Here is a 26,345-nt window from a genome sequence, read left to right as displayed (position 1 = left end):
GAAATGACGGTGCATGAATCACGGCTCCCCATACGAAAGACCCGCACGCACCGCGTTTCAGGTTCCCGCCCGCAGGCCCCACCCCCGGCCCACACACAACCCAGGGGCGCGGGGAACTGCGCGAGAAGCCCCACCGGCCCGCAGACGCAGAGTCAGCCGCGGCGCCGCGACTTCCGCAGAAGGCGCGGAAGCGCCGCCGGCACAGCGCGACGCGTCGTCGCGGAAGAAACAAGCGGCACAGCCGCCAGCGAGTCATCCGGCAACGAAACCGTCGCCCCCGTAGGCGTCAGCCGGAAGACGCGGCACTCCCGCGCCCACCGTTCCTCGATCGCGTCAGCGCCCACCGCATTGAGCCGCTTGCCCTTGAGTTCGGCGACAGCCGCCGTCCACTCCTCGCTCCCCGCCGCGAGCTCGCCGACGCGCGCGGGCCAGGTCACCAGGCGGCCGCCCTTGTCCTTGCTGCGCACCGTCACGGTCGCGTGGCCGCCGTCCTCCAGCCCGAGGGCGTCGAGGGGCTGCTCGCCGGGCCCGCCCACGAGATGGGCGGCACCCTCGTGCCACACATGCCACAGCGCCCGGCTCGGACCCGAAGGGCCCTGCACCCAGATGAGGCCGGATTTCTTGGTGGCCTCTTCAATCAGTGCCAGCTTCAGCGTCATACGGCTACCTTATGCGGCCTACGCTGGACGGGTGACGACTGCCCGGCCCGCCTCCCGTACCCCTTCCGCCACGTCGGCTCCCGCCACTTCGACCACCGACCGGAGCCCGGGGACGGGGACGGGCGGCGGCCCCGCCCTCGGCGGCCCCGCCCCCCGGGTGGACATCGTGCTGCTCGCCGTCGCCATCGCGGGCATCTCCCTCTCCGCCCCGCTCATCGCGACCATCGCCGCGCCCGCCTTCGCCATCGCCTTCTGGCGCAACGCCATGGCGGTCGGGGCCCTCACCCCGGTCGCGCTCTTCCGGCACCGGGACCGGGCCGAACTGCGCGGCATGGGCCGCCGCGCACTGCTGCTGTCCGTCGCCGCGGGCGCGCTGCTCGCGCTGCACTTCGCGGTGTGGATGCCGAGTCTGCGGATGACCTCGGTGGCCTCGTCGACCGCGCTGGTCACCACGACCCCGGTCTGGACGACGCTGCTGCTGCGGCTGCGCGGCCACCGCCCGGCGCCGCTCGTCTGGGCGGGCACGGGGCTCGCCGTCCTCGGTGTGCTGATCCTGACCGGCGTCGACTTCGCGGTCTCCCCGCGCGCCCTGGCCGGGGACGCGCTCGCGCTGGCGGGCGGCATCGCGGCGGCCGGGTACGTCCTGCTGGGCGCCGAGGTACGGCGGACGGTGGGCACCGTCGCGTACACCTATGTCCTCTACCTGACGACGGCGGTGCTGCTGCTCGTCGTCTGCCTGGCGGCCGGTGCGCCGCTGGCCGGGTACGACGCCGGTACGTGGCTGAAGCTGGCCCTGCTGACGGTGACGGCCCAACTGCTCGGCCACTCGCTGATCAACCGCGTGGTGAAGGGGCTCGGGCCGTCGGTCACCTCGACGGCCATCCTGCTGGAGACGCCCGGCGCGGCGCTGATCGCCGCGCTGTGGCTGGGACAGTTGCCGCCGGTGGCGGCTTATCCCGCACTTGCGGTGATCTTGTTGGGGCTCGCGTTCGTCATCCGGGCCGATCGCCGCTGACGCCGCTGACGCCGTTGAACGGTCAGAGCCACCCGTTGCGCTTGAAGCCCCGGTGGATGGCTACGCAGATGACGACCGTGACGAGCATGACCGTCGGGTAGCCGTACTTCCACCCCAGCTCCGGCATGTACTTGAAGTTCATGCCGTAGATGCCCGCGATCATCGTCGGCACCGCGAAGATCGCCGCCCAGGAAGTGATCTTGCGCATGTCCTCGTTCTGCGCGACCGACGCCTGCGCCAGGTTGGCCTGGAGGATCGAGTTGAGCAGGTCGTCGAAGGAGACGACCTGCTCGTGCACGCGCGCGAGATGGTCGGCGACGTCGCGGAAGTACTTCTGGATGTCCGGGTCGACCAGCCGCATCGGCCGCTCGCTGAGCTGCTGCATCGGCCGCATCAGCGGGGTGACCGCCCGCTTGAACTCCAGCACCTCACGCTTGAGCTGGTAGATCCGGCCCGCGTCGCCGCCGCGCGAGGAGCCCTTGCTCGGGGCGGAGAAGACATCGATCTCCACCTCGTCGATGTCGTCCTGTACGGCGTCGGCGACTGCGATGTAGCCGTCGACGACCTGGTCGGCGATGGCGTGCAGCACCGCGGAGGGGCCCTTGGCCAGCAGCTCCGGGTCGTCCTGGAGCCGGTGCCGCAGGGCGCGCAGCGAGCCCTGGCCGCCGTGCCGGACGGTGATGATGAAGTCCGGGCCGGTGAAGCACATCACCTCGCCGGTCTCCACGACCTCGCTCGTGGCCGTCAGCTCGGCGTGCTCGACGTAGTGGATGGTCTTGAAGACGGTGAACAGGGTGTCGTCGTAACGCTCCAGCTTGGGCCGCTGGTGGGCGTGGACCGCGTCCTCCACGGCCAGCGGGTGCAGGCCGAACTCCTGGGCGATGCCGGAGAACTCACGCTCCGTCGGCTCGTGCAGCCCGATCCACGCGAAACCGCCCTCGGCCCGTACCCGCCGCATGGCCTCCGCCGGACCGACCTGCTCGCCGCAGCGCTTGCCGTCGCGGTAGATGGCGCAGTCCACCACGGCACTGCTGGTCGAGGGGTCGCGGGTGGTGTCGTACTCGTACGGCACACCCCCGCGCGGGCGCAGGGGACGGACGACGGCACGCAGACCGTGGATCATCGACAAGGCAGGCTCCTTCACGGGCCGGCCGCAAGTCACGGCGGGGGCGCAACGCTGCCCGGAACGAGGACGTGGCCCGGAGCCGGGAGATTCACATCCGCACATCGGACGGCGCTTCGCGCAATGCGCGGGGACTGGCGGCAGTGCGCAAGAACAACGCAGAGGACGCAGAGAACGCAGAGAACACGGAAACAAAGCGAGGCGAAGGCGCTCTTCCGTCAGGTGCTGCGGGCGCAGAGGTCTTCCGGGACAAACACCGGCGAAGGGCCGGCGAGGAAGGTTTTAGTTCACAAGGGACGCGTCTGCAGCGGAGTGACGGGAGAACTGCCGGTACTGCCCGGTCGACTGGAATCCACGCAGTCCCACCTCCTCCGGCCGGTCCCCGCTGGGGGACGAACACAACTCCCTGACCGAGGGTCAAGGCTAGCAGCCACTGAACCCGTCAATACCCTCCTTTGCCCGTTCGATACGCGTTCTATGCTCACTGCATGTCAGACGTTCTCGCACTGGTCGAGGCCCGGCTGCGGACAGCCCTGGGCGAACCGGACGCGCGTGCCGCGGTCACCTTCCTCGGCACCGACCGGATCGAGGTTCTCCGCTTCATCGAGGGGGACGTCGTCCGCTACGCCACCCTCGGCATGTCCGCCCAGCCGATGACCGACCCCACCGCGGTCGTCGCCGACCCCCTGCGCGGGCCGCGCGCCGAACTCGTCCTCTCCGTACGCCATGGCCGCGCCGAGACGGACAAGGTGCTCCGCCCGCTGGCCGTGCTCGCCGCCTCCCCGCAGGTGGAGGGGCTGGTCGTGGCGCCCGGTGCCTCGCTGGAGGTGGGCGAGCCGCTGTGGCCGGGCGCGGCCTTCACCTCCGTCCTGGTCGCGGAGTCCGGCGGGCTGGTCGAGGACCTGGAGCTGGACGAGCCGCTGGATCCCGTCCGCTTTCTCCCGCTGCTGCCGATGACCCCGAACGAGGCCGCCTGGAAACGCGTCCACGGGGCCGCCGCGCTGGAGGAGAGATGGCTGGCCAAGGGCACCGATCTGCGTGATCCCCTGAGGCCAGGGGTGCCTCTGGGGTGACGCTCCGCGCCTTCCGGGTCCGGACGGGTGATCGTCCTTGACGCGACGGCGGGCTCGGAGGACCGTTGGGCCTTATGAGGGGCGAACCCAGTTGCCCGAAGTGCGGAGGCCGGGTGCGCGCGCCCGGTCTCTTCGCCGACTCCTGGCAGTGCTCCGTGCACGGCTCGGTGCACCCCCTGCAGCCGGTCGTCCCGCCGAGCGTCGAGGCGCTGGCCGTCGCCGTCGGCCGGGCCCAGGTGCCGGTGTGGATGCCCTGGCCGCTGCCCGTCGGCTGGCTCTTCACGGGTGTGGTGTGCGCGGGTGACGACCGCAGCGGCGGCCGGGCCACCGCCGTCGCCTGCTCGGGGCCGAGCCCGCTCGGCGGCCCCGGTGAGCTGCTCCTCGTCGCGGAGGAGCTCGGCGTCGGCCTCGGCGCGCGCTACGCGGGTATCGACGGGCCCGACCCCGGCCCCTATATCTCCGTCGACCGCTCGCCTCACGCCAAGGTCCACGCCGCGGGCCGCCCGACCCCCCTCTGGCACGTCGACGGCGCGCCCGAGGACCGGGCCGTCTTCGCCGGCGAGGCACGCGGGCTATGGCTGTGGGCGGTCGTCTGGCCGGAGCGCTCTGGGCTGCTGATGTACGACGAGCTGGTGATCACGGACCTGCGCGAGGCGGGAGCGGAAGTGGAACTCCTGCCGTGCGGAGCGCTGTCGCCGCGCCTGCTGTCACCAGGGGCGCCCCGTTAGGGGCGCGAGGAACGGCGCGACCAGCCACAACGGACCCGCAGCCGCACGCGAAGCGCAAGACGCACCCCAGTAGGCGCACCCCCGCAGCGAAATAGGCGCAACCTCACAGCAAACCCACGCCCCACCGACAACAGCCCGGCGGTTATCCTGAACCGGTCCTGTTCCGTCCCGCCCTTCAGGAGCCGTGTCGTGCGCATCGACCTGCACACCCACTCCACGGCGTCCGACGGCACGGACACCCCCGCCGAGCTGGTGCGCAACGCGGCCGCCGCCGGGCTGGACGTCGTCGCGCTGACGGATCACGACGGGGTCGGCGGCCACGCCGAGGCGATCGCCGCGCTGCCCGCCGGGCTCACCCTGGTCACGGGCGCCGAGCTCTCCTGCCGTTTCCGGGGTCCGGACGGATTCAGCGTCCACATGCTGGCCTACCTCTTCGACCCCGACGAGCCCGAGCTCGCCCGCGAGCGGGAGCTCGTCCGCGACGACCGGGTGCCCCGCGCCCGCGCCATGGTCGCCAAGCTCAACGAGCTGGGCGTGCCCGTCGCCTGGGAGCGCGTTCTCGACATCGCCGCGGGCGGCGCCGTCGGCAGGCCGCACATCGCCAGCGCCATGATCGAGCTCGGCGTGGTCGGCACCGTCTCCGACGCCTTCACCTCCGAGTGGCTGGGCAGCGACGGCCGCGCCTACGTCGAGAAGCACGAGCTCGACCCCTTCGATGCGATACGCCTGATCAAAGCGGCGGGCGGGGTCGCCGTCCTCGCGCACCCCTTCGCCCTCAAGCGGGGCGACTGCGTCTCCGAGGGGCAGATAGCGGAGCTCGCCTCCGCCGGTCTCGACGGCGTCGAGGTCGACCACATGGACCACGACCCCGCCACCCGCGCGCGGCTGCGCGGTCTGGCCGCCGACCTGTCCCTGCTGACCACCGGCTCCAGCGACTACCACGGCAGCCGCAAGACCTGCCGGCTCGGTGAGTACACCACCGACCCGGAGATCTACGGCGAGATCACCCGCCGGGCGACGGGCGCGTTCCCCGTCCCGGGCGCCGGCGGCTGACCCTTCCCGTCACCCGGTTCCTCCGGGCCGCGCGCGTGCCCTCCGTACGCGCGTGACCGTACTCCCGTACGCCCTTGGGCGCGCGCCGCGCGTCCGCCGCGTATCCGTACGCCGTACCTGTACCCGTATCCGTACGCCCGCCGTACATCCGCACCGTCCCCCACTCAGGCGCAGGGCGCTTCCCCCCGCCGTACCTCGGCTCCCCCCGCTCGCACCACTCTCGCAAGGCTCACTGTGTTCGACTTCGCTGTTTTCGGATCCCTCTTTCTCACCCTTTTTGTGATCATGGACCCGCCGGGGATCACGCCGATCTTCCTGGCGCTCACCGCCGGCCGCCCGGCCAAGGTCCAGCGCCGCATGGCCTGGCAGGCGGCGGCGGTCGCGTTCGGCGTCATCACGGTCTTCGGCATCTGCGGCCAGCAGATCCTGGACTACCTGCACATCACCACGCCCGCCCTGATGATCGCGGGTGGCCTGCTCCTGCTGCTGATCGCGCTGGACCTGCTGACGGGGAAGTCCGAGGAGCCCACCCAGACCAAGGACGTCAACGTCGCCCTCGTGCCGCTCGGCATGCCGCTGCTGGCGGGCCCGGGTGCGATCGTCTCCGTGATCCTGGCCGTGCAGCACGCGGACTCGGTGAGCGCGCAGGTCTCGGTGTGGGCGGCGATCGCGGCGATGCACGTCGTGCTGTGGCTGGTGATGCGCTATTCGCTGCTGATCATCCGGGTCATCAAGGACGGCGGCGTGGTGCTGGTGACGCGGCTCGCGGGCATGATGCTCTCCGCCCTGGCCGTGCAGCAGATCATCAACGGCATCACGCAGGTCATCGCCAACCGCTGAGCCACCGGTTCCGGCGCGCTGCGCCCCACGACGCACGACACCCCCGTACGGTTCCGTACGGGGGTGTCGCGCACGTGGGAAGAGTTGCCCGCTACCGGACCACGGTGTCGGCCGGGCGGATATAGATGCGCTGGCCGATCGCGGCGGCCTGCTGCACGATCCTGTTGACGGAGGCGGCGTCCACGACGGTGCTGTCGACGGCGGTGCCGTCGACGTCGTCCAGGCGCATGATTTCGAAGCGCAAGGCTTCTCCCTTCGTCTGATCCTCCTGAGGAGAACTTCATGAACATAAGTGACCGGAGTCGCGCCTGTGCGACCCGCTCACATACGTGTCCAACGAGGTGACCACTTCAAACATTCCCTACGCTAAGGAAATTTTTAACATGGCTAATTACCAATGGGTAGTTCAGGCCATGCCGGACGACGAGAGCGTGCGCATGACCGACCACTCGGATCACCCGGATCACCTGGACCGTCCGGATCGCCCGGATCATCCGGCCGTACCCGCGCCCCCGCCCGCGCCCGTGAACCCGTCCGTGCCTTCGCTCCCGGCGTCCGGCGCCCTCGACCTCGCCGCGGTCGCCGCGGGCATCGAGCGCACCAACGAGCTGCTCACCCGCGTCCTGGCCGAGGTGGCCACCACGCCCTCCACCCACGCGATCTTCGTGGACGCGGGATACGTCTACGCCGCGGCGGGCCGCCTCGTCGCCGGGACCGAGGACCGGCGGGCCTTCGACCTCGACGCCGAGGGGCTCATCGAGGCGTTCATCGACAAGGCCCGCATGATCTTCCAGGACAGCAGGCTGCTGCGCGTCTACTGGTACGACGGCGCCCGGCGCCGTATCCACACCACCGAGCAGCAGGGCATCGCCGAACTCCCCGACGTCAAGGTCCGGCTCGGCAACCTCAACGCCAACAACCAGCAGAAGGGTGTCGACTCCCTCATCCGCAGCGACCTCGAGTCCCTCGCCCGGCACCGTGCCATCAGCGACGCCGCGCTGATCGGCGGCGACGAGGACCTCGTCTCCGCCGTCGAGGCCGCCCAGGGCTACGGCGCCCGCGTCCACCTGTGGGGCATCGAGGCCGTCGGCGGCCGCAACCAGGCGGAACCGCTGCTCTGGGAGGTCGACAGCCAGCGCACCTTCGACCTCGACTTCTGCAAGCCCTACGTCACCCGCCGCACCGAGCTCCACACCGAGTCCGCCCTCCAGCAGGCGCCCGCGCCCAGCCGGGAGGACGTGCGGTTCGTCGGCGCCCAGGTCGCCGCGCAGTGGCTCGGCTCACGCGGCCGCGAATCGCTTGCCGAGCTGATGCCCGGCCACCCCTACCTGCCCGGCTCCGTCGACCAGGAGCTCCTCGTCGAGGCGGAAAGACTGCTCGGCCTGTCGCTGCGCGGCCACGCCGACCTCCGGCGCGCCCTGCGCGACGGGTTCTGGGACCACCTCGCCGCGCAGTACTGAACACGCGCACTGATGGCCGTACACGAGGGACACCGCCAACCACCGTTACGCGCGCGCGTGCCGGAATGCGCACGGGGAGGCTGGATGGAACCCTGACGAGGAGACCTTTGACAGAAAGGCGGTCGGTCATGGCACCCTCTGCGGCCTCGTCCGCGGCCAGCTCCGCAGTCGCCGTGCCGGGCGCGCCGTGCTGGGTGTCCCTGCTCACCGTCGACCGCACCGCCGCACAGGACTTCTACGGCGCGGTGATGGGCTGGACCTTCCGGCACGGCAGGCTGGGCGAGGACTTCACCGTGGCGATCCACGACGGCAAGCCCGTCGCGGGCATCGGCAACGTCGCCCGCCGCATGGGCGTCGCTGTCTCCTGGACCGCGTACTTCGCCGTCGAGGACGCCGACGCCGTCGCCGCGCGGATCCGGGAGCGCGGCGCCACGGTCGCCGTCGGCCCGCTCGCCGTCGGCCCCGGCCGCGCCGCGCTCGCCGCCGACCCGGCCGGGGCCGTCTTCGGCTTCTGGGAGGGCGAGACGCTGCGTGAATGGCGCGTCGGCCGCGAGGGCGCCCCCGCCTGGCTGGAGCTGCGCACGCGCAACGCCTTCGACGCCGCCATCTTCTACGGCGAGGTCTTCGAGTGGGCCACCGGGCGGCCCGACCGCTGCGAGGTGCGCTACGAGGACGACGCCGTCATGGTCCGGTCCGGCGGGCACACGGTGGCCTGCCTGCGCGGCGGCGGCGTCGAGGCGGCGCCCGACCCGCGCGTCCGGCCGCGCTGGCACGTCTACTTCCGCGTCGACGACGTCGAGAAGGCCGTCGAGGCCGCGATCTCCGCCGGGGGCACGGTGGCGGCGGAACCGGGGGATTCCGCGGTGGGGCGCGAGGCGACCATCCGGGATCCGGAGGGCGGCTTGTTCACGGTGACCACCGGGGCCGACGGGTTCGCCTGAGGCAGCGCCCGCCCCACCCGCTACGCGCTTACGCGCCGCCAGAAGCCGACGAGGGCCGCTGCCGTCGCTCCGGGGCGCTCGGCGTTGGGGGAGTGGCCCGCGCCCGCGACGACCGTGCGGGCCGCCGACAGCTTCTCCGCCATCGCGTCGATCGACGGCACCGGCCAGGCGTAGTCGAGCTCGCCCGACAGCACGTGCTTGGGCAGGCCCACCGCCGCGAGCTCGGCCGTGCGGTCCGGTTCGACCGTCAGCTGCCGCCCGGCCACGAGCAGTTGCCCGGTCGTCGTGGCCGTCCAGCGGCGGTGGAGGAACTCCTGGAGCGCGGGCGCGGTCGGCTCGGCGGTCGCGTTCTCCGCGTCCGCCTTCTGCATCTCCTGCCAGACGGACTCCCGGTCCAGCTGCCCCAGCGCGGCGAGCAGCAGCCGGGTACGGGCCTGCTGGTCCTCCGCGATCGCCGCGGGACCGCAGCTCATGAGCGTCAGCGAACGGAACGGCGAGACGTCGAGCACCACCGCGGCGCGGGAGACCAGACCACCGAACGAGTGCCCCACCAGGTGCACCGCGCCGCCGAGCGCCTCCGCCTGGGCGATGACGTCCCGCGCGAGCTCCGCCTGCGCGTACGCGCTCTCCTCGTGCGGTCCCTCGCTCTCGTACTGCCCGCGCCCGTCGACGGCCACTGCCCGGTAGCCCGCGGCGGCGAGCGGTTCGAGCAGCGCGATGAAGTCCTCCTTGCTCCCGGTGAACCCCGGGACGAGGAGGACGGTGCCGCGCGTCTCGGCAGGGCGGGCGTCGTGCGTGGCGAAGACCCCGCGCGAGGTACGGAGGGAGTGCGCTCGCGCGCAGGACGGCAGATCGAGAAAGGGAGGCCGGCTCATCCCCCGAGGCTAGGCCCTCACGCCGGGCGGGCGTGACCGGGGGGCTGCGCCCCATCAGGGGCGCGGGGCTGTGACATTGTGCGGCTCCGCCGCGTGGGCGCGACCAGCCACGACGAAACCCGCAGCCGCGCGCCAGCGCGAAGAGGCACCCCGGTGGGCGTGACCAGCCACGACGCGACCCGCAGCCGCGCGCGGAGCGCAAGAGGCACCCCAGTAGGCACAGCACAAGCGCCAAACCCGGCCGGACGGCCAAACGCGACGGCCGGTCACCCCGGAGCGGGGGGACCGGCCGTCGCGTGAGGGGAACGTCAGCTCTCCGTCGTGGCCTTGGCGGCAGCCACCTTGCGGGTGCGCTTCGGCTTCGCGGGAGCCTCCGCGTCCGCCGTCTCGGCCGGGGCAGCGGCCGCGACCTTGCGCGTGCGCTTGGGCTTGGTCTCGGCGACCTCGCCGTCGACGGCCTCGGCCTTGGGGGCCGCAGCCTTGCGCGTGCGCTTCGGCTTGGCCGGAGCCTCCGCGTCCGCCGTCTCGGCCGGGGCAGCGGCCGCGACCTTGCGGGTGCGCTTCGGCTTCGCGGGCGCCTCGGCCTCGGTCTCGGCAGCCTCCGCCTTGGGAGCGGCGGCCTTCCGCGTGCGCTTGGGCTTGGTCTCGGCGACCTCGCCGTCGACGGCCTCGACCTTGGGAGCCGCAGCCTTCCGCGTGCGCTTCGGCTTCGCGGGAGCTTCGGTCTCGGTCTCGACAGCCTCTGCCTTGGGAGCGGCGGCCTTGCGGGTGCGCTTGGGCTTGGTCTCGGCAACCTCGGCAACCTCGGCGACCTCAGCCACCTCGACGACCTCCGCCTTGGCGGCAGCCGTCTTGCGCGTGCGCTTCGGCTTGGCCGGAGCCTCGGTCTCGGTCTCGACAGCCTCCGCCTTGGGAGCGGCCACCTTGCGGGTGCGCTTCGGCTTGGCGGGCTCGACGACCGGCTCCGGCTTCGGCTCGGACTCCGTGGCCTGGGCCGGGATGGCCTTGCGCGCGGCCGCCAGAGCGGCCGCCGCGGTCTCGACGGTCTGGAAGTCGGCCGTGTCGACGGGTTCCGGGCGGACGACGCGCGCCCGGCGGCGACGCTGCTGCACGGGAGCCGGAGCGGCAGCGGGAGCCGCCGCGGCCGGAGCCGCCGCCTTCGCCCGCGGAGCGGGCTTCTCGGACGCCGCGGCCGGGGCCTCGGCCTTCACGGCCACCGGCTCGGGCTTCTTCTCCGCCGTCACCGTGACAGTGGCGGCAGGAGCGGCCGTCGCGGCGGTCGCCACCGGCGCGTCCGGACCACGGCGCGAACGCGTCCGGCGCCGCCGCGGCTTCGCGGGCGTCGCGGGAGCCCCCTCGGCCACCGGCCGGCCCTTGGTGACCTCGGCGATCACGGCAGCGTCGGCGTCGACGGAAGCGACCTCGGTGGAGACCGGAGCAGCCACAGCCGCCTCCGTACCCGCCTCGGCCCCGCCGCGCGTCCGGCGCCGCTGACGCGGCGTGCGCGTACGCGCCGGGCGCTCCTCCGCCTCGGCGGCGGCGGGCTTCCGGCCGCCGTTGCGGCCACGGCCGCCACGGGCGCCCGTCTCGCCCAGGTCCTCGATCTCCTCGGCGGCGAGCCCGGCGAGCTTGCGCTCGGAACGCGGCAGGATGCCCTTCGTCCCGGCCGGGATCTTCAGCAGCTCGTAGAGGTGCGGGGACGTGGAGTACGTCTCCTCGGGGTCGTCGAAGTCCTGGCCCAGCGCCTTGTTGATCAGCTTCCAGCGCGGGACGTCGTCCCAGTCGACGAGGGTGACGGCCGTACCCGACTTGCCCGCGCGGCCCGTGCGGCCGACGCGGTGCAGGTAGGTCTTCTCGTCCTCCGGCGTCTGGTAGTTGACGACGTGCGTGACGTCGTCGACGTCGATGCCGCGCGCGGCGACGTCGGTGCACACCAGGACGTCGACCTTGCCGTTGCGGAAGGCGCGCAGCGCCTGCTCGCGGGCGCCCTGGCCGAGGTCGCCGTGGACCGCGCCCGCGGCGAAGCCGCGCCGCGTGAGCTGGTCGGCGATGTCGGCGGCCGTGCGCTTCGTACGGCAGAAGATCATCGCGCGGTTGCGGCCCTCCGCCTGGAGGATGCGGGCGACCATCTCCGGCTTGTCCATGTTGTGGGCGCGGAAGACGTGCTGCGCGATGTGCGCGTGCGTCTGGCGGCCGTCGTCGTCCGGCTCGGTGGCGCGGATGTGCGTCGGCTGCGACATGTAACGGCGCGCGAGGCCGATGACGGCGCCCGGCATGGTCGCCGAGAAGAGCATCGTCTGGCGCTTGGCCGGCAGCATCGTGATGATGCGCTCGACGTCGGGGAGGAAGCCCAGGTCGAGCATCTCGTCGGCCTCGTCGAGGACGAGGGCCTTGACGTGGGAGAGGTCGAGCTTCTTCTGCCCGGCGAGGTCGAGCAGGCGGCCCGGGGTGCCGACGACCACGTCGACGCCCTTCTGCAGCGCCTCGACCTGCGGCTCGTAGGCCCGGCCGCCGTAGATCGCCTGGACGCGCACATTGCGGACCTTGCCCGCGGTGAGCAGGTCATTGGTGACCTGCTGGCACAGCTCGCGGGTGGGGACGACCACGAGCGCCTGCGGCGCGTCGGTGAGCTGCTCGGGCTTCGCCCGGCCGGCCTCGACGTCGGCGGGGACGACGACGCGCTCCAGCAGCGGAAGGCCGAAGCCCAGAGTCTTGCCCGTGCCGGTCTTGGCCTGGCCGATGACGTCGGAGCCCGAGAGGGCCACCGGGAGCGTCATCTCCTGGATCGGAAAGGGATGCACGATGCCGACTGCTTCGAGGGCTTCGGCGGTCTCGGGAAGAATCCCGATTTCTCGGAAGGTGGTGGAGAGAGTAGACAGGATCTTGCCTCTTCTGTGAGACGCGGCGCGAGGGGGCGAAGGGGGTCGTACGTACCGCGCCGGGGGTACTACCGTCCGGCCTGAAAGAGCCGGCTGACGCGCGGGACCACTGCCTTCGCTCGTGCACACGTGCCGCGAGCGGATCCCTCCAGGCACGTACGACTCGTACGCGCCCCGCGGAGGGCGGTCGGTTTTGGAAGCCGATCGGGCCACCGACCGGGCATCCGCCGGTGCTCCGGGGGCGGGGCGAGAGCTGCCACCGGAAGACACAGCATGGGACAGCCCGCCGAATACTCGGCAGGCGCATTACCACTGTACCCCGGAAACACGCATGTGTGTCCGGACAATCCTTCGGACAGATCCGGAGGAACTGGCTGACCAGGCCCTTCCGCAGATCGTCGGGCGGGCTATCGTTCGCTTCATGGAGACGCCCGACAACCCCGACAACGCTGAGAACGCCCCCGAGTCCGCCGGAGAACACACCGGAATCGCCGCCCAGGACTGGTCGCAGGCGTCCGCCGCCCCGCAGTACCGGGCGGCGGTCGTCGATCTGCTGGGTGCCCTCGCCTACGGCGAGCTGGCCGCCTTCGAGCGGCTCGCCGAGGACGCCAAGCTGGCGCCCACCCTGGATGACAAGGCCGAGCTGGCGAAGATGGCGGCGGCGGAGTTCCAGCACTTCCAGCGGCTGCGCGACCGCCTCGCGGCCATCGACGCGGAGCCGACCGGCGCGATGGAGCCCTTCGCCGCGGCCCTGGACGAGTTCCACCGCCAGACGGCGCCCTCGGACTGGCTGGAGGGCCTGGTCAAGGCATACGTGGGCGACTCGATCGCGAGCGACTTCTACCGCGAGGTGGCCGTCCGGCTCGACTCCGACACCCGGGCGCTGGTGCTCGGCGTCCTCGACGACACCGGGCACGCGAGCTTCGCGATCGAGAAGGTGCGCGCCGCGATCGAGGCGGAGCCCCGCGTCGGCGGCAGGCTCGCGCTGTGGGCACGCCGGCTGATGGGCGAGGCGCTCTCGCAGGCGCAGCGCGTGGTCGCCGACCGCGATGCCCTGTCGACGATGCTGGTCGGCGGTGTGGCCGACGGCTTCGACCTCGCCGAGGTCGGCAAGATGTTCTCCCGGATCACCGAGGCGCACACCAAGCGCATGGCCGCGCTGGGCCTCGCGGCCTGAGCGGCTTGATACGCCCCTTGACACGCCCCGCCCGTCCGGCCGACCGCGGCGCACTGCGCGCCCCCGAGCCGGGCGGGCCCGGTCAGGCCGTGGCTGATCGCCGCGGCCGGTCGGCCTGCCGTACCAGCAGCGAGAGCAGGGCGACGGACACCCCGAGCGAGACCGCCAGCACGGCGGCCGTGTGGTGGGGGCCCAGCACGGAGTGGGCGATCAGGGCACCGAAGAGCGCGGCGACCGGGCCCGTGGCCAGGGCCAGACTCCGGGGGCGGAACTGCCCGTAGCGGGCGGGCAGCCAGCGCAGGGCGCCGTACGAGACGGCGAGGCCGATGAGGACCGAGCCGAGCGCTTCCCAGAGGATCATGGTCACTTCCTCCCGTGCGGAACGAGGAGCAAACGAGGGGCAGGTGCAAATCGGTCGAAGCCGTCCTACCCCCCGGGGAGGTCCGGCAACCCTCGCCGAGGTCGCCCCTCGGCACCGGCGGCCACCTGCTCGTCCGCCGTCCGTTGTTCCCGGCTACGACCTACGACAACGGCGGGGCCCGGCGCATTCCGCACCGGGCCCCGCCGTCGCGCGCGAAGCGGTTCGCGTGGCTCAGACCGCGCTGAAGCCGACCTTGCGGGCGGTGGGCTCGCCGATCTCCACGTAGGCCAGCCGGTCCGCCGGGACCAGGACCTTGCGGCCGTGGTCGTCCACCAGGCTCAGCAGCTGAGCCTTGCCGCCCAGCGCGTCGGCAACGGCACGCTCGACGTCCTCGGCAGACTGCCCGCTCTCGATAACGATCTCGCGGGGCGCGTGCTGCACGCCGATCTTGACCTCCACGGCTTTTGTCCCTCCAAAGGATTGGGGTCCCGTACGCAGCACACATTAGCCCGGCCAGGTCGTCCGCAGAGCGGGCGCTGCCACGCTGGCAGCGAACACGACAAGCGTCCGCCGGTGCGTCGGCTGCGCCTGCCGGGGTGCCTCTTGCGGCCGGTGCGCGGCTGCGGACCGTGCGTGGCCGGTCGCGCCCACGCGGCGGAGCCGCATATTGATACAGCCCCGCGCCCCTATGGGGCGCCTAGTGCTCCGCCGTGTTCTTCGGGAAGCCCGCGATGCCGCGCCAGGCCAGGGACGTCAGGAGCTGGACCGCCGTGTCGCGCGGGACGGTGCTCTCGCTGGAGAGCCAGTAGCGCGCCACGACCTGGGAGACGCCGCCCAGGCCCACGGCCAGCAGCATCGCCTCGTCCTTGGACAGGCCGGTGTCCTCGGCGATGACGTCGCTGATCTCCTGGGCGCACTCCAGCGACACCTTGTCGACCCGCTCGCGCACGGCGGGCTCGTTGGTGAGGTCGGACTCGAAGACGAGGCGGAAGGCGCCGCCCTCGTCCTCCACGTACGCGAAATAGGCGTCCATGGTGGCCGCCACGCGCTGCTTGTTGTCGTGGGTCGAGGCGAGCGCGGTGCGGACCGCGGTCAGCAGGGCCTCGCAGTGCTGGTCCAGCAGGGCCAGGTAGAGGTCGAGCTTGCCGGGGAAGTGCTGGTAGAGCACCGGCTTGCTGACGCCCGCGCGCTCGGCGATGTCGTCCATCGCCGCCGCGTGGTAACCCTGCGCCACGAAGACTTCCTGGGCCGCGCCCAGCAGCTGATTGCGTCGGGCCCGGCGCGGCAGACGCGTGCCTCGCGGCCGCGCCTCGGTCTGCTCGATGGCTGTCACGCCGCCTCCCATGGTTGTTCCTGCACGGTGTGCACCGCGCCCGCCATCGTACTTTTGGGTAACCGAACCGTGCGTGGCCGGAGCGGAGAATTTCATCTACCGGACGCTGTGGGAAGTCAACAAAATCCCGACAATTGTCACGCAGCTCACTCTCCGAACGCCCCGCCGCGGCCGTCCCGCCTCCGGCCGGGGTCCCTCGTACGCCGTGCCGGTGCGGCGTGGCGCGTCAGCGGTATCAGCGGTAGTCGTCCTCGTCCAGCTCCACTACCCGCGCCTGCTCGGCGCGGTCCGCCTCGTCCGCGCTGTCCGAGTCGCCGGTCAGGTCCTCGTCCCGGTGTGGAGCGAGGTCGGCGTGCTGCTCGGCGGCGTCCGCCTCCGGAGCCTCGACGTCGAGGCTCGCGGTGCCGCTCTCGTCGTCCTCGAAGGTCTCCGGGTCGGTCGGATCAACGGGCATGCGGTACCCCTTCCAGGGAGGAAGCCCTCTTTACTCCGTGGTACGAGCCTAGGAGAGCCGCACCCGCAACGCCAGGCGATCTGTGACGCCCGCCACAGGAGTCCGGGCGTGATCGTCTCGTAACATTGCCCGCATGTCTTCGACCGAGTCGCCCGATGCCCGCGCCGTCCCCGTGGTGCCGCCGGGGCGGCCCTCCTGGGTCGGCCGGGGCGAGGACGTCCGTACGGTGACGCTCCCGGGCATCACTCTCGCGGTGCGCTCCCGGGCGCCCCTCCAGGAAGGGCTGCCGCCCGCGCTCTACGTGCACGGGCTCGGCGGCTCCTCGCAGAACTGGTCCGCCCTGATGGAGCGGCTCGCGGGTCACGTCGACGGCGAGGCCCTCGACCTGCCCGGCTTCGGCGACTCCCCGCCGCCGGACGACGGCGACTTCTCGATCACCGGCTACGCCCGCGTCGTCATCCGCTACCTCGACGCGAGACGGCGCGGCCCCGTCCACCTGGTGGGCAATTCCATGGGCGGCGCGGTCGTCACCCGCGTCGCCGCCGTCCGCCCCGACCTGGTGCGCACGCTCACCCTCGTCTCGCCCGCGCTCCCCGAGCTGCGCCCGCAGCGCACGGCCGTGCCCACCGGGCTGCTGGCCGTGCCGGGCATCGCCTCGCTCTTCGCCCGCGCGACCAGGGAGTGGACGGCCGAGCGGCGCACGCACGAGGTGCTGGCGCTCTGCTACGGCGACCCCGGACGGGTGACGCCCGAGGAGTTCGGCCGGGCCGTCGCCGAGTTCGAACGGCGCCTGGAGCTGCCCTACTTCTGGGAGGTCATGACGCGCGGCGCGCGGGGCATCGTCGACGCCTACACGCTCGGCGGCCAGCACTCGCTGTGGCGGCAGGCCGAGAAGGTCCTCGCCCCCACGCTGCTCGTCTACGGCAAGCGCGACCAGCTCGTCTCCTTCCGCATGGCCGCCCGCGCGAGCAAGAGTTTCCGCGACTCGCGGTTGCTGACGCTCCTGGAATCGGGACATGTCGCCATGATGGAGGACCCGGACGCGGTGGCTCTCGCCTTCCGCGACCTCCTCACGGACACCGCCGCCACTGCTGAACGGAGCGCTACGCCTCGTGGGTAAACACAGCGCACGCGCCTCCCATACCCCGCACCGGCCCCCGGCCGCGGACCCCGGGCGGGGCACCGGCCGCCGTCGGGCCACGCCCGCCGACGGGGCCGAGGCCGCCGAGGAGCCCGCCCCGGAGGGCGGATACGGCAGTCCGTCGTATGGCACAGGGGAGCAGCCCGCGTCCGCCGGGTGGTCCGGACCGCAGGCCCAGGGCATCGGCTGGGGCGTCATCGGGGTGCAGCGCGGTCAAGGAGTGGGCACGGACCCGGCCTACGCTGTCGTCGGCAGTCCCTCCTACCCCTCCGGAGCCCCCGCTGAGCACCAGCCGCTCCATCAGTCTTCCCAGCAGCAGCCCGGATATGCGCCCCCGGCGGCGCACGGGCCCGGCGGCGGCACTCCCGCCGCTGCCGCACCTCACGCGCGCGTGCCCGCGCCCCGGCCGGAGGTGAGGGCCGTGCCCTCGCGGCGCAGGGCCGCTCCCGCCAGGTCGGGCCCGGGTGTGGCGCGGACCGCGACCGGTGTCGCGGCGGCGCTGGTCACGGCCGTGCTCGCCGTCACCGTCGCGGGCCAGGTCGACGACAGTACGGACAGCAAGGCGCAGGCGCGCTCCGCCGACATGGAGCGCAACAGCCCGGACGCCGCCTCCCGCTCCGACGACCGGCCCACCCCGAAGGGCGCCGTCCCCACCCCGGTCACGTACGACCAGAAGATGGACGCCAAGTACCCGCTGGCGGAAAAGGCACACGGATCGGGTGAGTTCGCGACCGTCGGCGGCAATGACCCGGCCCCCGGTAAGGGTGAACGTCTCCGTTACCGCGTTGACGTGGAGAAGGGGCTCCCGCTCGACGGCGAGCTCTTCGCCGCGGCCGTCCAGAAGACGCTGAACGACGACCGCAGCTGGGGCCACGGCGGCACCAGGACGTTCGAACGTGTCTCGTCGGGCCACGCCGACTTCGTGATCACCCTGGCCACCCCCGGCACCACGGCCGCCTGGTGTGCGAAGTCGGGTCTGGACACCACCGAGGACAACGTCTCCTGCGACTCCGCCGCGACCGACCGCGTCATGATCAACGCCTATCGCTGGGCCCAGGGCGCCCAGACCTACGGCGACAAGATGCACATGTACCGGCAGATGCTGATCAACCACGAGGTCGGCCACCGCCTCGGGCACGACCACGAGAGCTGCCCCCGGCAGGGTGCCCTGGCGCCGGTGATGATGCAGCAGACGAAGTTCCTCAACACGGGCGATCTGGTCTGCCGCCCGAACCCCTGGCCCTTCCCGGGCCCGTCGGACCAGTAGCCGGGGGGATCTCCCGGGCCGGATCCCTTCGGACGGCTCGGGAGATCCCTTCGGACAGTCGGACAGATCCCTTCGGACAGTCGGACAGATCCCTTCGGACAGTCGGACAGATCCCTTCGGATAGCCGGGCAGATCCCTCCGAAAGTGATCCAAAATCTCGCGTAGCGGGACGCTTCATCTCTGCTTTTGAGACACCTTTGCCACTGGGCGGAATTTCGTCCAATGTTCTGCGCATGTCGCACCGCCACGCCCCCGAGATCACCGGCTTCGAGCTGGTGCTGATCGGCGTGGCCGCGCACTGCGTCGCCGACATCCTCTGTCGCTGAGACCGGTCTTACTCCCCCGCGTACTTCCGCGCCGCGCCATCGCGCACTAGCGTCGCGTCCGCCGGGGGCGGTCCTGCGGCCAGCCGCGCGCTCCTCGAACCGCCTTCCGTGGGTGCTTTCCGCTCGCTTTCGTCCGTCCAACCCCGCGAAAGGCCTCTTTGTCATGCGTCAACTTCCCGCCACATCCCGCCGCGTGGCCGCGGCAGCCGTCAGCGTCGTCCTGCTCGGCGGCGCCGCGGCGTGCGGCCCCGAGAAGAGTGGCGACAGCAAGGGTTCCGGCGCCGACGGGGCGCCGCAGAAGGGCGGCACCCTGACCGTCCTCAACAGACAGCCGCAGAAGCAGTTCGACCCCGCGCGGCTCTACACCTCAGGCGGAGGAAACGTTCCTTCGCTGGTCTTCCGCACCCTGACCACCCGTCACCGGGCCAATGGTGCCGAGGGCACCAAGGTCGTCCCCGACCTCGCCACCGATACCGGCAAGCCCAGCGACGACGCCAAGGTCTGGACGTTCACGCTGAAGGACGGGCTGAAGTACGAGGACGGCTCGCCCATCACCACCGCCGACATCAAGTACGGCATCGAGCGCTCCTTCGCCCCCGAACTCTCCGGCGGCGCCCCCTACCTGCGCGACTGGCTCGTCGGCGGCGAGAACTATCAGGGCATCTACAAGGAGAAGAAGGGCCTCGACTCGATCGAGACCCCGGACGCCAAGACGATCGTCTTCCATCTCCGCAAGCCCGAGGGCGACTTCCCCTACGTCGCCACCCAGACCCAGTTCGCCCCGGTGCCCAAGGCCAAGGACACCGGCGCCAAGTACGCCGAGCATCCGGTCTCGTCCGGCCCGTACAAGGTCGTCAAGAACGTCAACGATGGCGAGCACCTGACGCTGGAGCGCAACCCCAACTGGTCGGAGGAGACCGACAAGGAGCGCCACGCCTACCCCGACGCCATCGACGTGCAGGCGGGCCTGAACTCCGCGGTCATCAACCAGCGGCTGTCCACCGGCCAGGGCGCCGACGCCGCCGCGATCACCACCGACAACAACCTCGGACCGGCCGAGCTCGCCCAGGTCACCGGCGACAAGAAGCTCGCCTCCCGGGTCGGCACCGGCCACTTCGGCTACACCGACTACCTGGCGTTCAACCCCAAGGCGAAGCCCTTCGACAACCCGAAGGTCCGCCAGGCCATCGCGTACGCCATCAACCGCACCAGCGTGGTGAACGCGGCGGGCGGCTCCTCGCTGGCCGAGCCCGCGACGACCTTCCTGCCCAACCAGAAGTCCTTCGGCTACACGCCGTACGACCACTTCCCAGCGGGCGCGACCGGCAACCCGGAGAAGGCCAAGGAGCTGCTGAAGGAGGCCGGTTACGAGAACGGCCTGGAGATCACCCTCACGCACTCCACCGCCCAGGACTTCGAGACCAGCCCCGAGATCGCCACGGCGATCCAGGCCGCGCTCAAGCAGGCGGGCATCACGGTCAAGCTCCAGGGCCTGGAGACCAACGACTACGACGAGAAGGTCCACAAGCTCAGCACCCAGCCGGACCTCTTCCTCGCCCACTGGGGCGCCGACTGGCCGTCCGGCGGGCCTTTCCTCGCGCCCATATTCGACGGCCGCCAGATCGTCAAGGACGCCTCCAACTACAACACCGCGCAGCTCGACGACTCCAAGGTCAACGACGAGATCGACGGCATCAACAAGCTGACGGACCACACCGAGGCCGCCAAGCGCTGGGGCGCCCTCGACCGCACCATCGGTGAGCAGGCCCTGACCGTGCCGCTGTTCCACCCCGTCTACAAGCGCCTCTACGGCAAGGACGTGAAGAACGTCGTCATCAGCGACTGGACCGGCGTCCTCGACATCTCCCAGGTCGCGGTCAAGTGACGGATCTCATCGGCACCAAGGAACCGGAGGCGGTGACTCCCGACGGAGCCGCCGCCTCCGGCGCCCGCCAGGTGTGGCGGCGGCTGCGGACGCGCAAATCCGCGCTCGTGGCCGCCGCCGTGCTGGGCCTGCTCGTCCTCCTCGCCCTCGGCGCGCCCCTGCTGGCCGCGCTGGAGGGCCAGGACGCCAATACGTACCACGACTCCCTCGTCGACTCCGCGCGCGGCGGCGTGCCGCTCGGCTCCTTCGGCGGCATCAGCGCCGACCACTGGCTCGGCGTCGAACCGGGCACCGGGCGCGACCTGTTCGTCCGCCTCCTGTACGGCGCGCGGGTCTCGCTCATGGTCGCCGTCGGCGCCACGCTGGTGCAGGTGCTCGTCGCCGTCACCGTGGGGCTCGCGGCCGCGCTCGGCAACCGCTTCGTGGAGGGACTGCTCAACGGCATCACCGAGGTGATGATCGCGATGCCCCTGCTGGTCTTCGCGATCGCCCTGACCGCCGTCGTGCCCCCGGACTTCCCGCGGCCGGCGCTGCTCGTCGTCGTCATCGGCCTGATCGCGTGGGGCGGCCTCGCCCGCGTCGTGCGCGCCCAGGCGCTCGGCCTGAAGAAGCTCGACTACGTCTCGGCGGCCCGCCTCGCGGGCGGCTCGACCTGGCGCGTCGCGCGGCGCGAACTGCTGCCCGGCCTCGCCGCGCCCGTGCTCACCTACGTCGCCTATCTGCTGTCGAGCAACATCGTCCTGGAGGCGTCCATGTCGTTCCTCGGCGTCGGCGTCAAGCCTCCGACCCCGTCCTGGGGACAGATGCTGTCGTCGGCCACGACGTGGTTCCGCACGGACCCCGTGTACGTGGTGCTCCCGGCGCTGATGCTGCTCGTCACCTCGCTGGCCTTCACCGTGCTCGGCGACGCCGTGCGCGTCGCGCTCGACCCGCGCGAGAAGTCCCGGCTGGGCGTCGGCCGTGTCAAGGAGCGCAGGGCGGCCAGGACGAAGAAGACGGCGAAGACGGCCCAGGGGGGTGCGGCATGAGCCTGTACTTCCTGCGCCGCGCGCTCGGCGCCGTCCTCGTGCTGCTCGTGATCTCCGTGGTCGTCTACGCGGTCTTCTACGTCGCCCCCGGCGACCCCGCGAAGCTCGCGTGCGGCCCGCGCTGCAACCCCGAACAGCTCCGCCAGGTCCGCGAGCAACTGGGCCTGAACGACCCGGTGTACGTGCAGTACTGGCACTTCCTGCAGGGCATCTTCGTGGGGCACGACTACTCCACGGGCACCGGCACGATGCACTGCGACGCGCCCTGCTTCGGCCTGTCGTACCAGAACGACCAGCAGGTCACCGACCTGATCGTGGAGCGGCTGCCCGCCACGCTGTCGCTGGCCGTCGGCGTGATGGTGCTGTGGCTGCTGCTGGGCGTGGGCACCGGCCTGCTGGCCGTCGTCCGGCGCGGCGGCATTCTGGAGCGCGTGCTGATCTGGCTCAGCCTCGCGGGCACGGCGACACCGGTCTTCGTCAGCGGCCTCGCCCTGATGATGCTCTTCTGCGCCTACCTGGAGTGGCTGCCCTTCCCGTCCTACGTGCCGCTGACCGACGACCCCGAGCAGTGGGCCTGGAACATGCTGCTGCCCTGGGTCACGCTCGCCCTGCTCGAAGTGTCGAAGTACGTCCGGATGACCCGCAGCTCGATGCTGGAGACGCTCGCCGAGGACCACGTCCGCACCTTCCGGGCCTACGGTCTCTCCGAGCGGGCGATCGTCGGCAGGCACGCGCTGCGCGGCGCCGTCGCCCCGCTCATCGCCATGTCGGCCGTCGACTTCGGGTCGCTCCTCGGCGGCACGATGCTGACCGAGACGATGTTCGGCCTGCCGGGCGTCGGCCAGATGCTCGTACGTTCCGTGCAGACCGTCGACCTGCCCGTCGTCGTCGCCGTCGTGATGCTGATCGGTGCCGCTGTCGTGGTCGCCAACATCATCGGCGACATGCTCTACGCCCTCGCCGACCGAAGGGTGGCCCTGCGATGACCGAACCCCTGGTGAAGGTCACCGACCTCGCCGTCACCTTCCCCACGGAGGACGGCCCGGTGCGCGCCGTGGACGGGCTCTCCTTCGAACTCGCCCCCGGCGGCGCCCTCGCCCTCGTCGGCGAGTCCGGCTCCGGCAAGAGCACCGTCGCGTTCGGCCTGCTCGGCCTGCACCGCTCCACCGGCGCGGAGGTCACCGGCGGCATCGAGGTCGCGGGCCGTGACGTGCTCGCCGCCGACGAGGCCGAACTGCGGCGCGTGCGCGGCGGGGTGGCGGCCATGGTCTTCCAGGACCCGCTCTCCTCGCTCGACCCCTACCAGGCCATCGGCGACCAGATCGCCGAGGTCTACCGCGTCCACCGGCGCGACGCCTCCCGGCGGGCCGCCCGCGACCGGGCCGTGGAGGTGCTCGACCGGGTCGGCATCCCGGACGCCGCGCGGCGGGCCCGCTCCCGCCCGCACGAGTTCAGCGGCGGCATGCGCCAGCGCGCCCTCATCGCCATGGCTCTCGCCTGCGAACCGCGCCTGCTGATCGCCGACGAGCCCACCACCGCGCTCGACGTCACCGTGCAGGCCCAGATCCTGGACCTGCTGCGGGACCTGCGCGCCGAGACCGGCATGGGCCTGATCCTGGTCACCCACGACCTGGGCGTGGCCGCGGACAGTGTCGACGACCTGCTCGTCATGAAGAACGGCCGCGCCGTCGAGCGCGGGCCGGTCCGTACGCTGCTCGACTCGCCCGCCGAGACGTATACGCGCGACCTGTTGGCCGCCGTTCCGCGGATAAACGTCCGCCGTTCGGGTGCAGGGGAGAAGAGTGCGGAGCGTGCGGACGACACGGTCCTGCTCGAGGCCAAGGGCCTCACCCGCCGGTTCGGGCGCGGCAAGCGCGCCGTCACCGCCGTCGACGACGTGTCGCTGACCGTGCGCGCGGGCGAGACCGTCGGCGTCGTCGGTGAGTCCGGCAGCGGCAAGACGACCCTCGGCCGGATGCTCGTCCGCCTGCTGGAGCCCACCGGCGGTGAACTCCGCTACCGGGGCCGGGACATCGGCGGGCTCGGCGACCGCGAACTGCGGCCGTTCCGCAGCGAGCTCCAGATGGTCTTCCAGGACCCCGTCTCCTCGCTCAACCCCCGGCGCAGCATCGGCGAGTCCATCGCCGACCCGCTGCGCGTCGCGGGGCGGCTGGGCGATGCCGAGATCACCGCCCGGGTGCGCGACCTGCTGGAGCGCGTGGGGCTCGACCCCGGCGCGTACCACCGCTACCCCCACGAGTTCAGCGGCGGGCAGCGGCAGCGCGTCGGTATCGCGCGCGCCCTCGCGCCCGAGCCGAAGCTGATCGTCTGCGACGAGCCGGTGTCCGCCCTCGACGTCACCACCCAGGCGCAGGTCGTCAAGCTGCTCGGCGAGCTCCAGCGCGACCTCGGGCTCGCGCTCGTCTTCATCGCGCACGACCTCGCCGTCGTCCGCCAGGTCAGCGACCGGCTGGTCGTCATGCGCGGCGGCCGGATCGTCGAGGAGGGCCCGGCGGACGCCGTCTACGAGAAGCCCCGGCACCCCTATACCCAGGGCCTGCTGGCGGCCGTCCCGCGGCTCGAACAGTCGGAAGCGGCCGCATAGCGCGGAGTAACGCCCCATCCTGCCGAAAGTCACCTCTGTTCACCCCTTCCGGTGGCGCGACGGACAACCGTCCGTCGCGCCCCGCGGCGGCGCGCATAGCGTGCTCCCGCTGCCGTTCGGCGGCAGCCCGGTGTGGCCGAGTGGACAGACGGGGGTGCATGCGTGCGTGTGGGACTCCTCACGGAGGGTGGATATCCGTATGCCGCGGGTGAGGGTGGTCAGTGGTGCGACCAGCTGGTGCGCGGGCTGGGCGCCCACGAGTTCGAGATCTATGCGCTGAGCCGCGGCGCCCGTCAGGAGCGCTGCGGGTGGTACGGACTGCCCGAGCATGTGCGCCGCGTGCGCACCGCGCCCCTGTGGGGCGACCCGCCGGAGGGCCTGGACGGCGAGGGGGGCGCGGGCCGCACGTACGGCAAGCGCGAACGGCAGCGGTTCGGCGAGCACTTCGCGGAGCTCGCGGCGGCGCTCGCCGCCATGGGTGCGCCCCCCTCCGACCCTCTCGGCGACACCGGTCCCACCGGTGCCGGCGGTGATCAGGCGTACCGTTTCGCCGACGCGCTCCACGGCCTCGCCGACCTCGCCCGCGAGGCGGGCGGGCTCGGTACCGCCCTCCGCTCCGAGCAGGCACTGCGCACCCTGGAGGCGGCCTGCCGCGCGCCGGGCGCACACCCGGCGGTCTACGGCACGCGCGTCGCCGATCTGCTCGCCGTCTCCGCCCTCCTGGAGCGCGCGCTGCGGCCGCTCTCCCTCGACTGGTACGGCGCCTGCGACCACGACCGCGGACTCGCCGGTGTCGACCTGTGCCACGCCACCTCGGCAGGCCCCGCCGCACTCCCGGGACTGCTGGCCAAACGCTTCTTCGGTACCCCGCTTCTCGTCACCGAGTACGAGGTCCGGCTGCGCGCCTACTACCTGAACAACGCCGCCAGCGCCGCGGGCCTCTCCCTGCCCGTCCGCACCCTGCTCTCGGCCTTCCACCGGCTGCTCACCGCCGAGGTCTACCGCTCCGCCGACATCGTCACCCCCGGCGACGCCCAGGTGCGCCGCTGGCAGGAGCGCTGCGGCGCCGACCGCGAACGGCTGCGCACGGTGCCGCCCGGCGTCGACGAACGGCCCTACGAGGATGTCGGCGAGGGCGTCGAGGGCGCCGTCACCGACGACGGGCGCACGCTCGTGTGGGCGGGCGGCCGTACCGAGCCCTATCTGTGGGAGGCCCTCGGCATAGTGCGCGAGGCCGAACCCGGTGTACGGCTGCGCGTGATCGGCGCCCCCCAGGACGGCCGGCAGCCGCCGGAAGGGGTCCTCTTCGACGAGAACCCGAGCCCCGAGAGCTACGCGGCGGGCAGCGCCGTCCTCACCGGTCCCGCCGACGGCTTTCCCCTGCCGCTGGTGGAGGCGATGTTCTGCGGCCGCGCCACCGTGTCACCGGACACCGGCACCGTACGGGAGGTCATCGGCGGCACCGGCCTGGTCGTCCCGCCCCGCGCCGCCCGGGAACTCGCCGACGCCTGCCTCGCCCTGCTGCGCGACCCCGAGCGCCGCGCCCGGCTCGGCGCCGCCGCGCGGGCCCGCGCCCTCGAACTCTTCACCGTGGAACGGCATGTGACGGCCTTCGGCTCCCTCTACCTCGAACTCATCTCGCACGCGCCGCCGCGCGAGGACGCGCCCGCGGACCCCTCCGTCCCCTTCGGCCGCGCCGCCGGAGCACCCGCCCCGGTCTCCCTGTCCGCCCGCCCGGCACCCACCTGGGCGGGGCGCCGATGAGCACACCCCTGCGCGACGGTGCCGCCGCGGCCGGCACGGGCATACCCCTCGTCCGCACGACGGCCGTACGCACCGTACGCACCCCCGCCGACCCGGTGAAGGCACTCCTGCACCGGCACCGTGAGCTGTGCGTCCGGGCGGTGGACCCGCTGGAGATCGCCGCGGCGCTGGAGGCCGAGGGCGTCGCGGAGCACGAGGCCGCCCACTGCCGCCACCGTGATGTGTTCTCCCTGTCCGAGGAGTTGTACGCGCGGGTGCGCCGGGCGGAGCCCGCCGAGGCCGCGGAACCGTCCGCAGCCGACGGTACGGCCGCGCGGCGGTGGGGCGAGGAGGAGGGCGAGGACGGCGGGGGGAGCGC

The 26,345-nt window shown here is 72.2% G+C and carries 25 protein-coding genes and 1 pseudogene; 17 read left to right on the top strand and 9 right to left on the bottom strand.

Annotated elements, in window-relative coordinates; translation table 11 throughout:
- Positions 1-152 precede the first annotated feature (152 nt).
- The gene (locus K6I34_RS06630; protein ID WP_229323149.1) at positions 153-659 is read right to left on the bottom strand and encodes a hypothetical protein; all 507 of its coding nucleotides are present in this window, start codon (positions 657-659) and stop codon (positions 153-155) included.
- Between the two features lie 31 nt (positions 660-690).
- Here K6I34_RS06630 and K6I34_RS06625 point away from each other — a divergent pair, with 31 nt between their 5' ends.
- Positions 691-1,674 (top strand): DMT family transporter, encoded by a 984-nt coding sequence (locus K6I34_RS06625; RefSeq protein ID WP_229323148.1) that lies wholly within the window; start codon positions 691-693, stop codon positions 1,672-1,674.
- Between the two features lie 22 nt (positions 1,675-1,696).
- Here K6I34_RS06625 and K6I34_RS06620 read toward each other — a convergent pair whose 3' ends face one another.
- A complete protein-coding gene (locus K6I34_RS06620; RefSeq protein WP_229323147.1) occupies positions 1,697-2,803 on the bottom strand; it encodes a magnesium and cobalt transport protein CorA in 1,107 nt (368 codons plus the stop codon).
- A gap of 482 nt (positions 2,804-3,285) precedes the next feature.
- Between K6I34_RS06620 and K6I34_RS06615 the strand changes: the two genes are divergently transcribed.
- The 4 genes from K6I34_RS06615 to K6I34_RS06600 all read left to right on the top strand — a co-directional run bounded on the left by K6I34_RS06615 (position 3,286) and on the right by K6I34_RS06600 (position 6,491).
- Positions 3,286-3,870, top strand: a complete 585-nt coding sequence (locus K6I34_RS06615; RefSeq protein WP_229323146.1) for a suppressor of fused domain protein — start codon at positions 3,286-3,288, stop codon at positions 3,868-3,870.
- A 74-nt stretch (positions 3,871-3,944) separates the two neighbouring features.
- Positions 3,945-4,598 (top strand): DUF6758 family protein, encoded by a 654-nt coding sequence (locus tag K6I34_RS06610; protein ID WP_229323145.1) that lies wholly within the window; start codon positions 3,945-3,947, stop codon positions 4,596-4,598.
- A gap of 189 nt (positions 4,599-4,787) precedes the next feature.
- Complete coding sequence (locus tag K6I34_RS06605) at positions 4,788-5,651, top strand: PHP domain-containing protein (RefSeq protein WP_229323144.1); 864 nt, start codon at positions 4,788-4,790, stop codon at positions 5,649-5,651.
- Positions 5,652-5,885: 234 nt separating this feature from the next.
- A complete protein-coding gene (locus K6I34_RS06600; RefSeq protein WP_229323143.1) occupies positions 5,886-6,491 on the top strand; it encodes a MarC family protein in 606 nt (201 codons plus the stop codon).
- A gap of 91 nt (positions 6,492-6,582) precedes the next feature.
- On the opposite strand, the gene K6I34_RS06595 is transcribed toward K6I34_RS06600, so the two are convergent.
- Positions 6,583-6,735 carry a hypothetical protein gene (locus tag K6I34_RS06595; RefSeq protein ID WP_229323142.1) on the bottom strand — a complete coding sequence of 51 codons (153 nt, stop codon included), beginning with the start codon at positions 6,733-6,735 and terminating at the stop codon, positions 6,583-6,585.
- Positions 6,736-6,874: 139 nt separating this feature from the next.
- Here K6I34_RS06595 and K6I34_RS06590 point away from each other — a divergent pair, with 139 nt between their 5' ends.
- Entirely contained in the window at positions 6,875-7,951 is a 1,077-nt protein-coding gene (locus tag K6I34_RS06590) for an NYN domain-containing protein (RefSeq protein ID WP_229323141.1), read from the top strand.
- 128 nt (positions 7,952-8,079) lie between these two features.
- Positions 8,080-8,892: a VOC family protein gene (locus K6I34_RS06585; protein WP_229323140.1), complete on the top strand. Its 813-nt coding sequence runs from the start codon at positions 8,080-8,082 to the stop codon at positions 8,890-8,892.
- Between the two features lie 20 nt (positions 8,893-8,912).
- On the opposite strand, the gene K6I34_RS06580 is transcribed toward K6I34_RS06585, so the two are convergent.
- Both K6I34_RS06580 and K6I34_RS06575 read right to left on the bottom strand, forming a co-directional pair.
- Positions 8,913-9,767 carry an alpha/beta fold hydrolase gene (locus K6I34_RS06580; protein WP_229323139.1) on the bottom strand — a complete coding sequence of 285 codons (855 nt, stop codon included), beginning with the start codon at positions 9,765-9,767 and terminating at the stop codon, positions 8,913-8,915.
- Between the two features lie 308 nt (positions 9,768-10,075).
- A complete protein-coding gene (locus K6I34_RS06575; protein WP_229323138.1) occupies positions 10,076-12,544 on the bottom strand; it encodes a DEAD/DEAH box helicase in 2,469 nt (822 codons plus the stop codon).
- Positions 12,545-13,067: 523 nt separating this feature from the next.
- Here K6I34_RS06575 and K6I34_RS06570 point away from each other — a divergent pair.
- Positions 13,068-13,823, top strand: coding sequence for a ferritin-like fold-containing protein (locus K6I34_RS06570; RefSeq protein ID WP_229323137.1), 756 nt, complete (start codon positions 13,068-13,070; stop codon positions 13,821-13,823).
- An 82-nt stretch (positions 13,824-13,905) separates the two neighbouring features.
- On the opposite strand, the gene K6I34_RS06565 is transcribed toward K6I34_RS06570, so the two are convergent.
- The 4 genes from K6I34_RS06565 to K6I34_RS06550 all read right to left on the bottom strand — a co-directional run bounded on the left by K6I34_RS06565 (position 13,906) and on the right by K6I34_RS06550 (position 15,971).
- Positions 13,906-14,184, bottom strand: coding sequence for a hypothetical protein (locus tag K6I34_RS06565; protein WP_229323136.1), 279 nt, complete (start codon positions 14,182-14,184; stop codon positions 13,906-13,908).
- Between the two features lie 231 nt (positions 14,185-14,415).
- A complete protein-coding gene (locus K6I34_RS06560) occupies positions 14,416-14,643 on the bottom strand; it encodes a DUF3107 domain-containing protein (protein ID WP_229323135.1) in 228 nt (75 codons plus the stop codon).
- 238 nt (positions 14,644-14,881) lie between these two features.
- Complete coding sequence (locus K6I34_RS06555) at positions 14,882-15,517, bottom strand: TetR/AcrR family transcriptional regulator (RefSeq protein ID WP_229323134.1); 636 nt, start codon at positions 15,515-15,517, stop codon at positions 14,882-14,884.
- A gap of 235 nt (positions 15,518-15,752) precedes the next feature.
- Positions 15,753-15,971, bottom strand: coding sequence for a hypothetical protein (locus K6I34_RS06550; protein WP_229323133.1), 219 nt, complete (start codon positions 15,969-15,971; stop codon positions 15,753-15,755).
- Positions 15,972-16,104: 133 nt separating this feature from the next.
- Here K6I34_RS06550 and K6I34_RS06545 point away from each other — a divergent pair, with 133 nt between their 5' ends.
- The 9 genes and pseudogenes from K6I34_RS06545 to K6I34_RS06510 form a co-directional block, all read left to right on the top strand.
- Entirely contained in the window at positions 16,105-17,091 is a 987-nt protein-coding gene (locus K6I34_RS06545) for an alpha/beta fold hydrolase (RefSeq protein ID WP_229323132.1), read from the top strand.
- Positions 17,084-18,379, top strand: coding sequence for a DUF3152 domain-containing protein (locus K6I34_RS06540; RefSeq protein ID WP_229323131.1), 1,296 nt, complete (start codon positions 17,084-17,086; stop codon positions 18,377-18,379). Before K6I34_RS06545 ends, K6I34_RS06540 begins: the two co-directional genes overlap by 8 nt.
- A gap of 233 nt (positions 18,380-18,612) precedes the next feature.
- The gene (locus tag K6I34_RS38815; RefSeq protein ID WP_374230826.1) at positions 18,613-18,705 is read left to right on the top strand and encodes an Ms4533A family Cys-rich leader peptide; all 93 of its coding nucleotides are present in this window, start codon (positions 18,613-18,615) and stop codon (positions 18,703-18,705) included.
- 163 nt (positions 18,706-18,868) lie between these two features.
- The gene (locus K6I34_RS06535) at positions 18,869-20,590 is read left to right on the top strand and encodes an ABC transporter substrate-binding protein (RefSeq protein WP_229323130.1); all 1,722 of its coding nucleotides are present in this window, start codon (positions 18,869-18,871) and stop codon (positions 20,588-20,590) included.
- Positions 20,587-21,618, top strand: coding sequence for an ABC transporter permease (locus K6I34_RS06530; RefSeq protein WP_229323129.1), 1,032 nt, complete (start codon positions 20,587-20,589; stop codon positions 21,616-21,618). The genes K6I34_RS06535 and K6I34_RS06530 overlap by 4 nt, the downstream gene beginning before the upstream one ends.
- Positions 21,615-22,604: an ABC transporter permease gene (locus K6I34_RS06525; protein WP_229323128.1), complete on the top strand. Its 990-nt coding sequence runs from the start codon at positions 21,615-21,617 to the stop codon at positions 22,602-22,604. Before K6I34_RS06530 ends, K6I34_RS06525 begins: the two co-directional genes overlap by 4 nt.
- Positions 22,601-24,223 carry an ABC transporter ATP-binding protein gene (locus K6I34_RS06520; RefSeq protein ID WP_229323127.1) on the top strand — a complete coding sequence of 541 codons (1,623 nt, stop codon included), beginning with the start codon at positions 22,601-22,603 and terminating at the stop codon, positions 24,221-24,223. The genes K6I34_RS06525 and K6I34_RS06520 overlap by 4 nt, the downstream gene beginning before the upstream one ends.
- A gap of 162 nt (positions 24,224-24,385) precedes the next feature.
- The gene (locus tag K6I34_RS06515; protein ID WP_229323126.1) at positions 24,386-25,987 is read left to right on the top strand and encodes a DUF3492 domain-containing protein; all 1,602 of its coding nucleotides are present in this window, start codon (positions 24,386-24,388) and stop codon (positions 25,985-25,987) included.
- Positions 25,984-26,345 (top strand): annotated as a pseudogene (locus K6I34_RS06510) (hypothetical protein); the annotation flags it as partial. The gene K6I34_RS06515 and the pseudogene K6I34_RS06510, both read left to right, overlap by 4 nt.

It is taken from the genome of Streptomyces sp. UNOC14_S4, assembly GCF_020740835.1.
Classification (GTDB): Bacteria; Actinomycetota; Actinomycetes; order Streptomycetales; family Streptomycetaceae; genus Streptomyces.
This window is presented reverse-complemented; position numbering and strand designations above follow the sequence as displayed.

Excerpts from the sequence above, each read along its gene's own strand:
- K6I34_RS06630 (WP_229323149.1), bottom strand. The coding sequence starts at position 659 with ATGACGCTGAAGCTGGCACTGATTGAAGAGGCCACCAAGAAATCCGGC.
- K6I34_RS06615 (WP_229323146.1), top strand. The coding sequence starts at position 3,286 with ATGTCAGACGTTCTCGCACTGGTCGAGGCCCGGCTGCGGACAGCCCTG.
- K6I34_RS06610 (WP_229323145.1), top strand. The coding sequence starts at position 3,945 with ATGAGGGGCGAACCCAGTTGCCCGAAGTGCGGAGGCCGGGTGCGCGCG.
- K6I34_RS06590 (WP_229323141.1), top strand. The coding sequence starts at position 6,875 with ATGGCTAATTACCAATGGGTAGTTCAGGCCATGCCGGACGACGAGAGC.
- K6I34_RS06585 (WP_229323140.1), top strand. The coding sequence starts at position 8,080 with ATGGCACCCTCTGCGGCCTCGTCCGCGGCCAGCTCCGCAGTCGCCGTG.
- K6I34_RS06580 (WP_229323139.1), bottom strand. The coding sequence starts at position 9,767 with ATGAGCCGGCCTCCCTTTCTCGATCTGCCGTCCTGCGCGCGAGCGCAC.
- K6I34_RS06575 (WP_229323138.1), bottom strand. The coding sequence starts at position 12,544 with ATGACGCTCCCGGTGGCCCTCTCGGGCTCCGACGTCATCGGCCAGGCC.
- K6I34_RS06570 (WP_229323137.1), top strand. The coding sequence starts at position 13,068 with ATGGAGACGCCCGACAACCCCGACAACGCTGAGAACGCCCCCGAGTCC.
- K6I34_RS06565 (WP_229323136.1), bottom strand. The coding sequence starts at position 14,184 with ATGATCCTCTGGGAAGCGCTCGGCTCGGTCCTCATCGGCCTCGCCGTC.
- K6I34_RS06550 (WP_229323133.1), bottom strand. The coding sequence starts at position 15,971 with ATGCCCGTTGATCCGACCGACCCGGAGACCTTCGAGGACGACGAGAGC.
- K6I34_RS06545 (WP_229323132.1), top strand. The coding sequence starts at position 16,105 with ATGTCTTCGACCGAGTCGCCCGATGCCCGCGCCGTCCCCGTGGTGCCG.
- K6I34_RS38815 (WP_374230826.1), top strand. The coding sequence starts at position 18,613 with ATGTCGCACCGCCACGCCCCCGAGATCACCGGCTTCGAGCTGGTGCTG.
- K6I34_RS06535 (WP_229323130.1), top strand. The coding sequence starts at position 18,869 with ATGCGTCAACTTCCCGCCACATCCCGCCGCGTGGCCGCGGCAGCCGTC.
- K6I34_RS06525 (WP_229323128.1), top strand. The coding sequence starts at position 21,615 with ATGAGCCTGTACTTCCTGCGCCGCGCGCTCGGCGCCGTCCTCGTGCTG.
- K6I34_RS06520 (WP_229323127.1), top strand. The coding sequence starts at position 22,601 with ATGACCGAACCCCTGGTGAAGGTCACCGACCTCGCCGTCACCTTCCCC.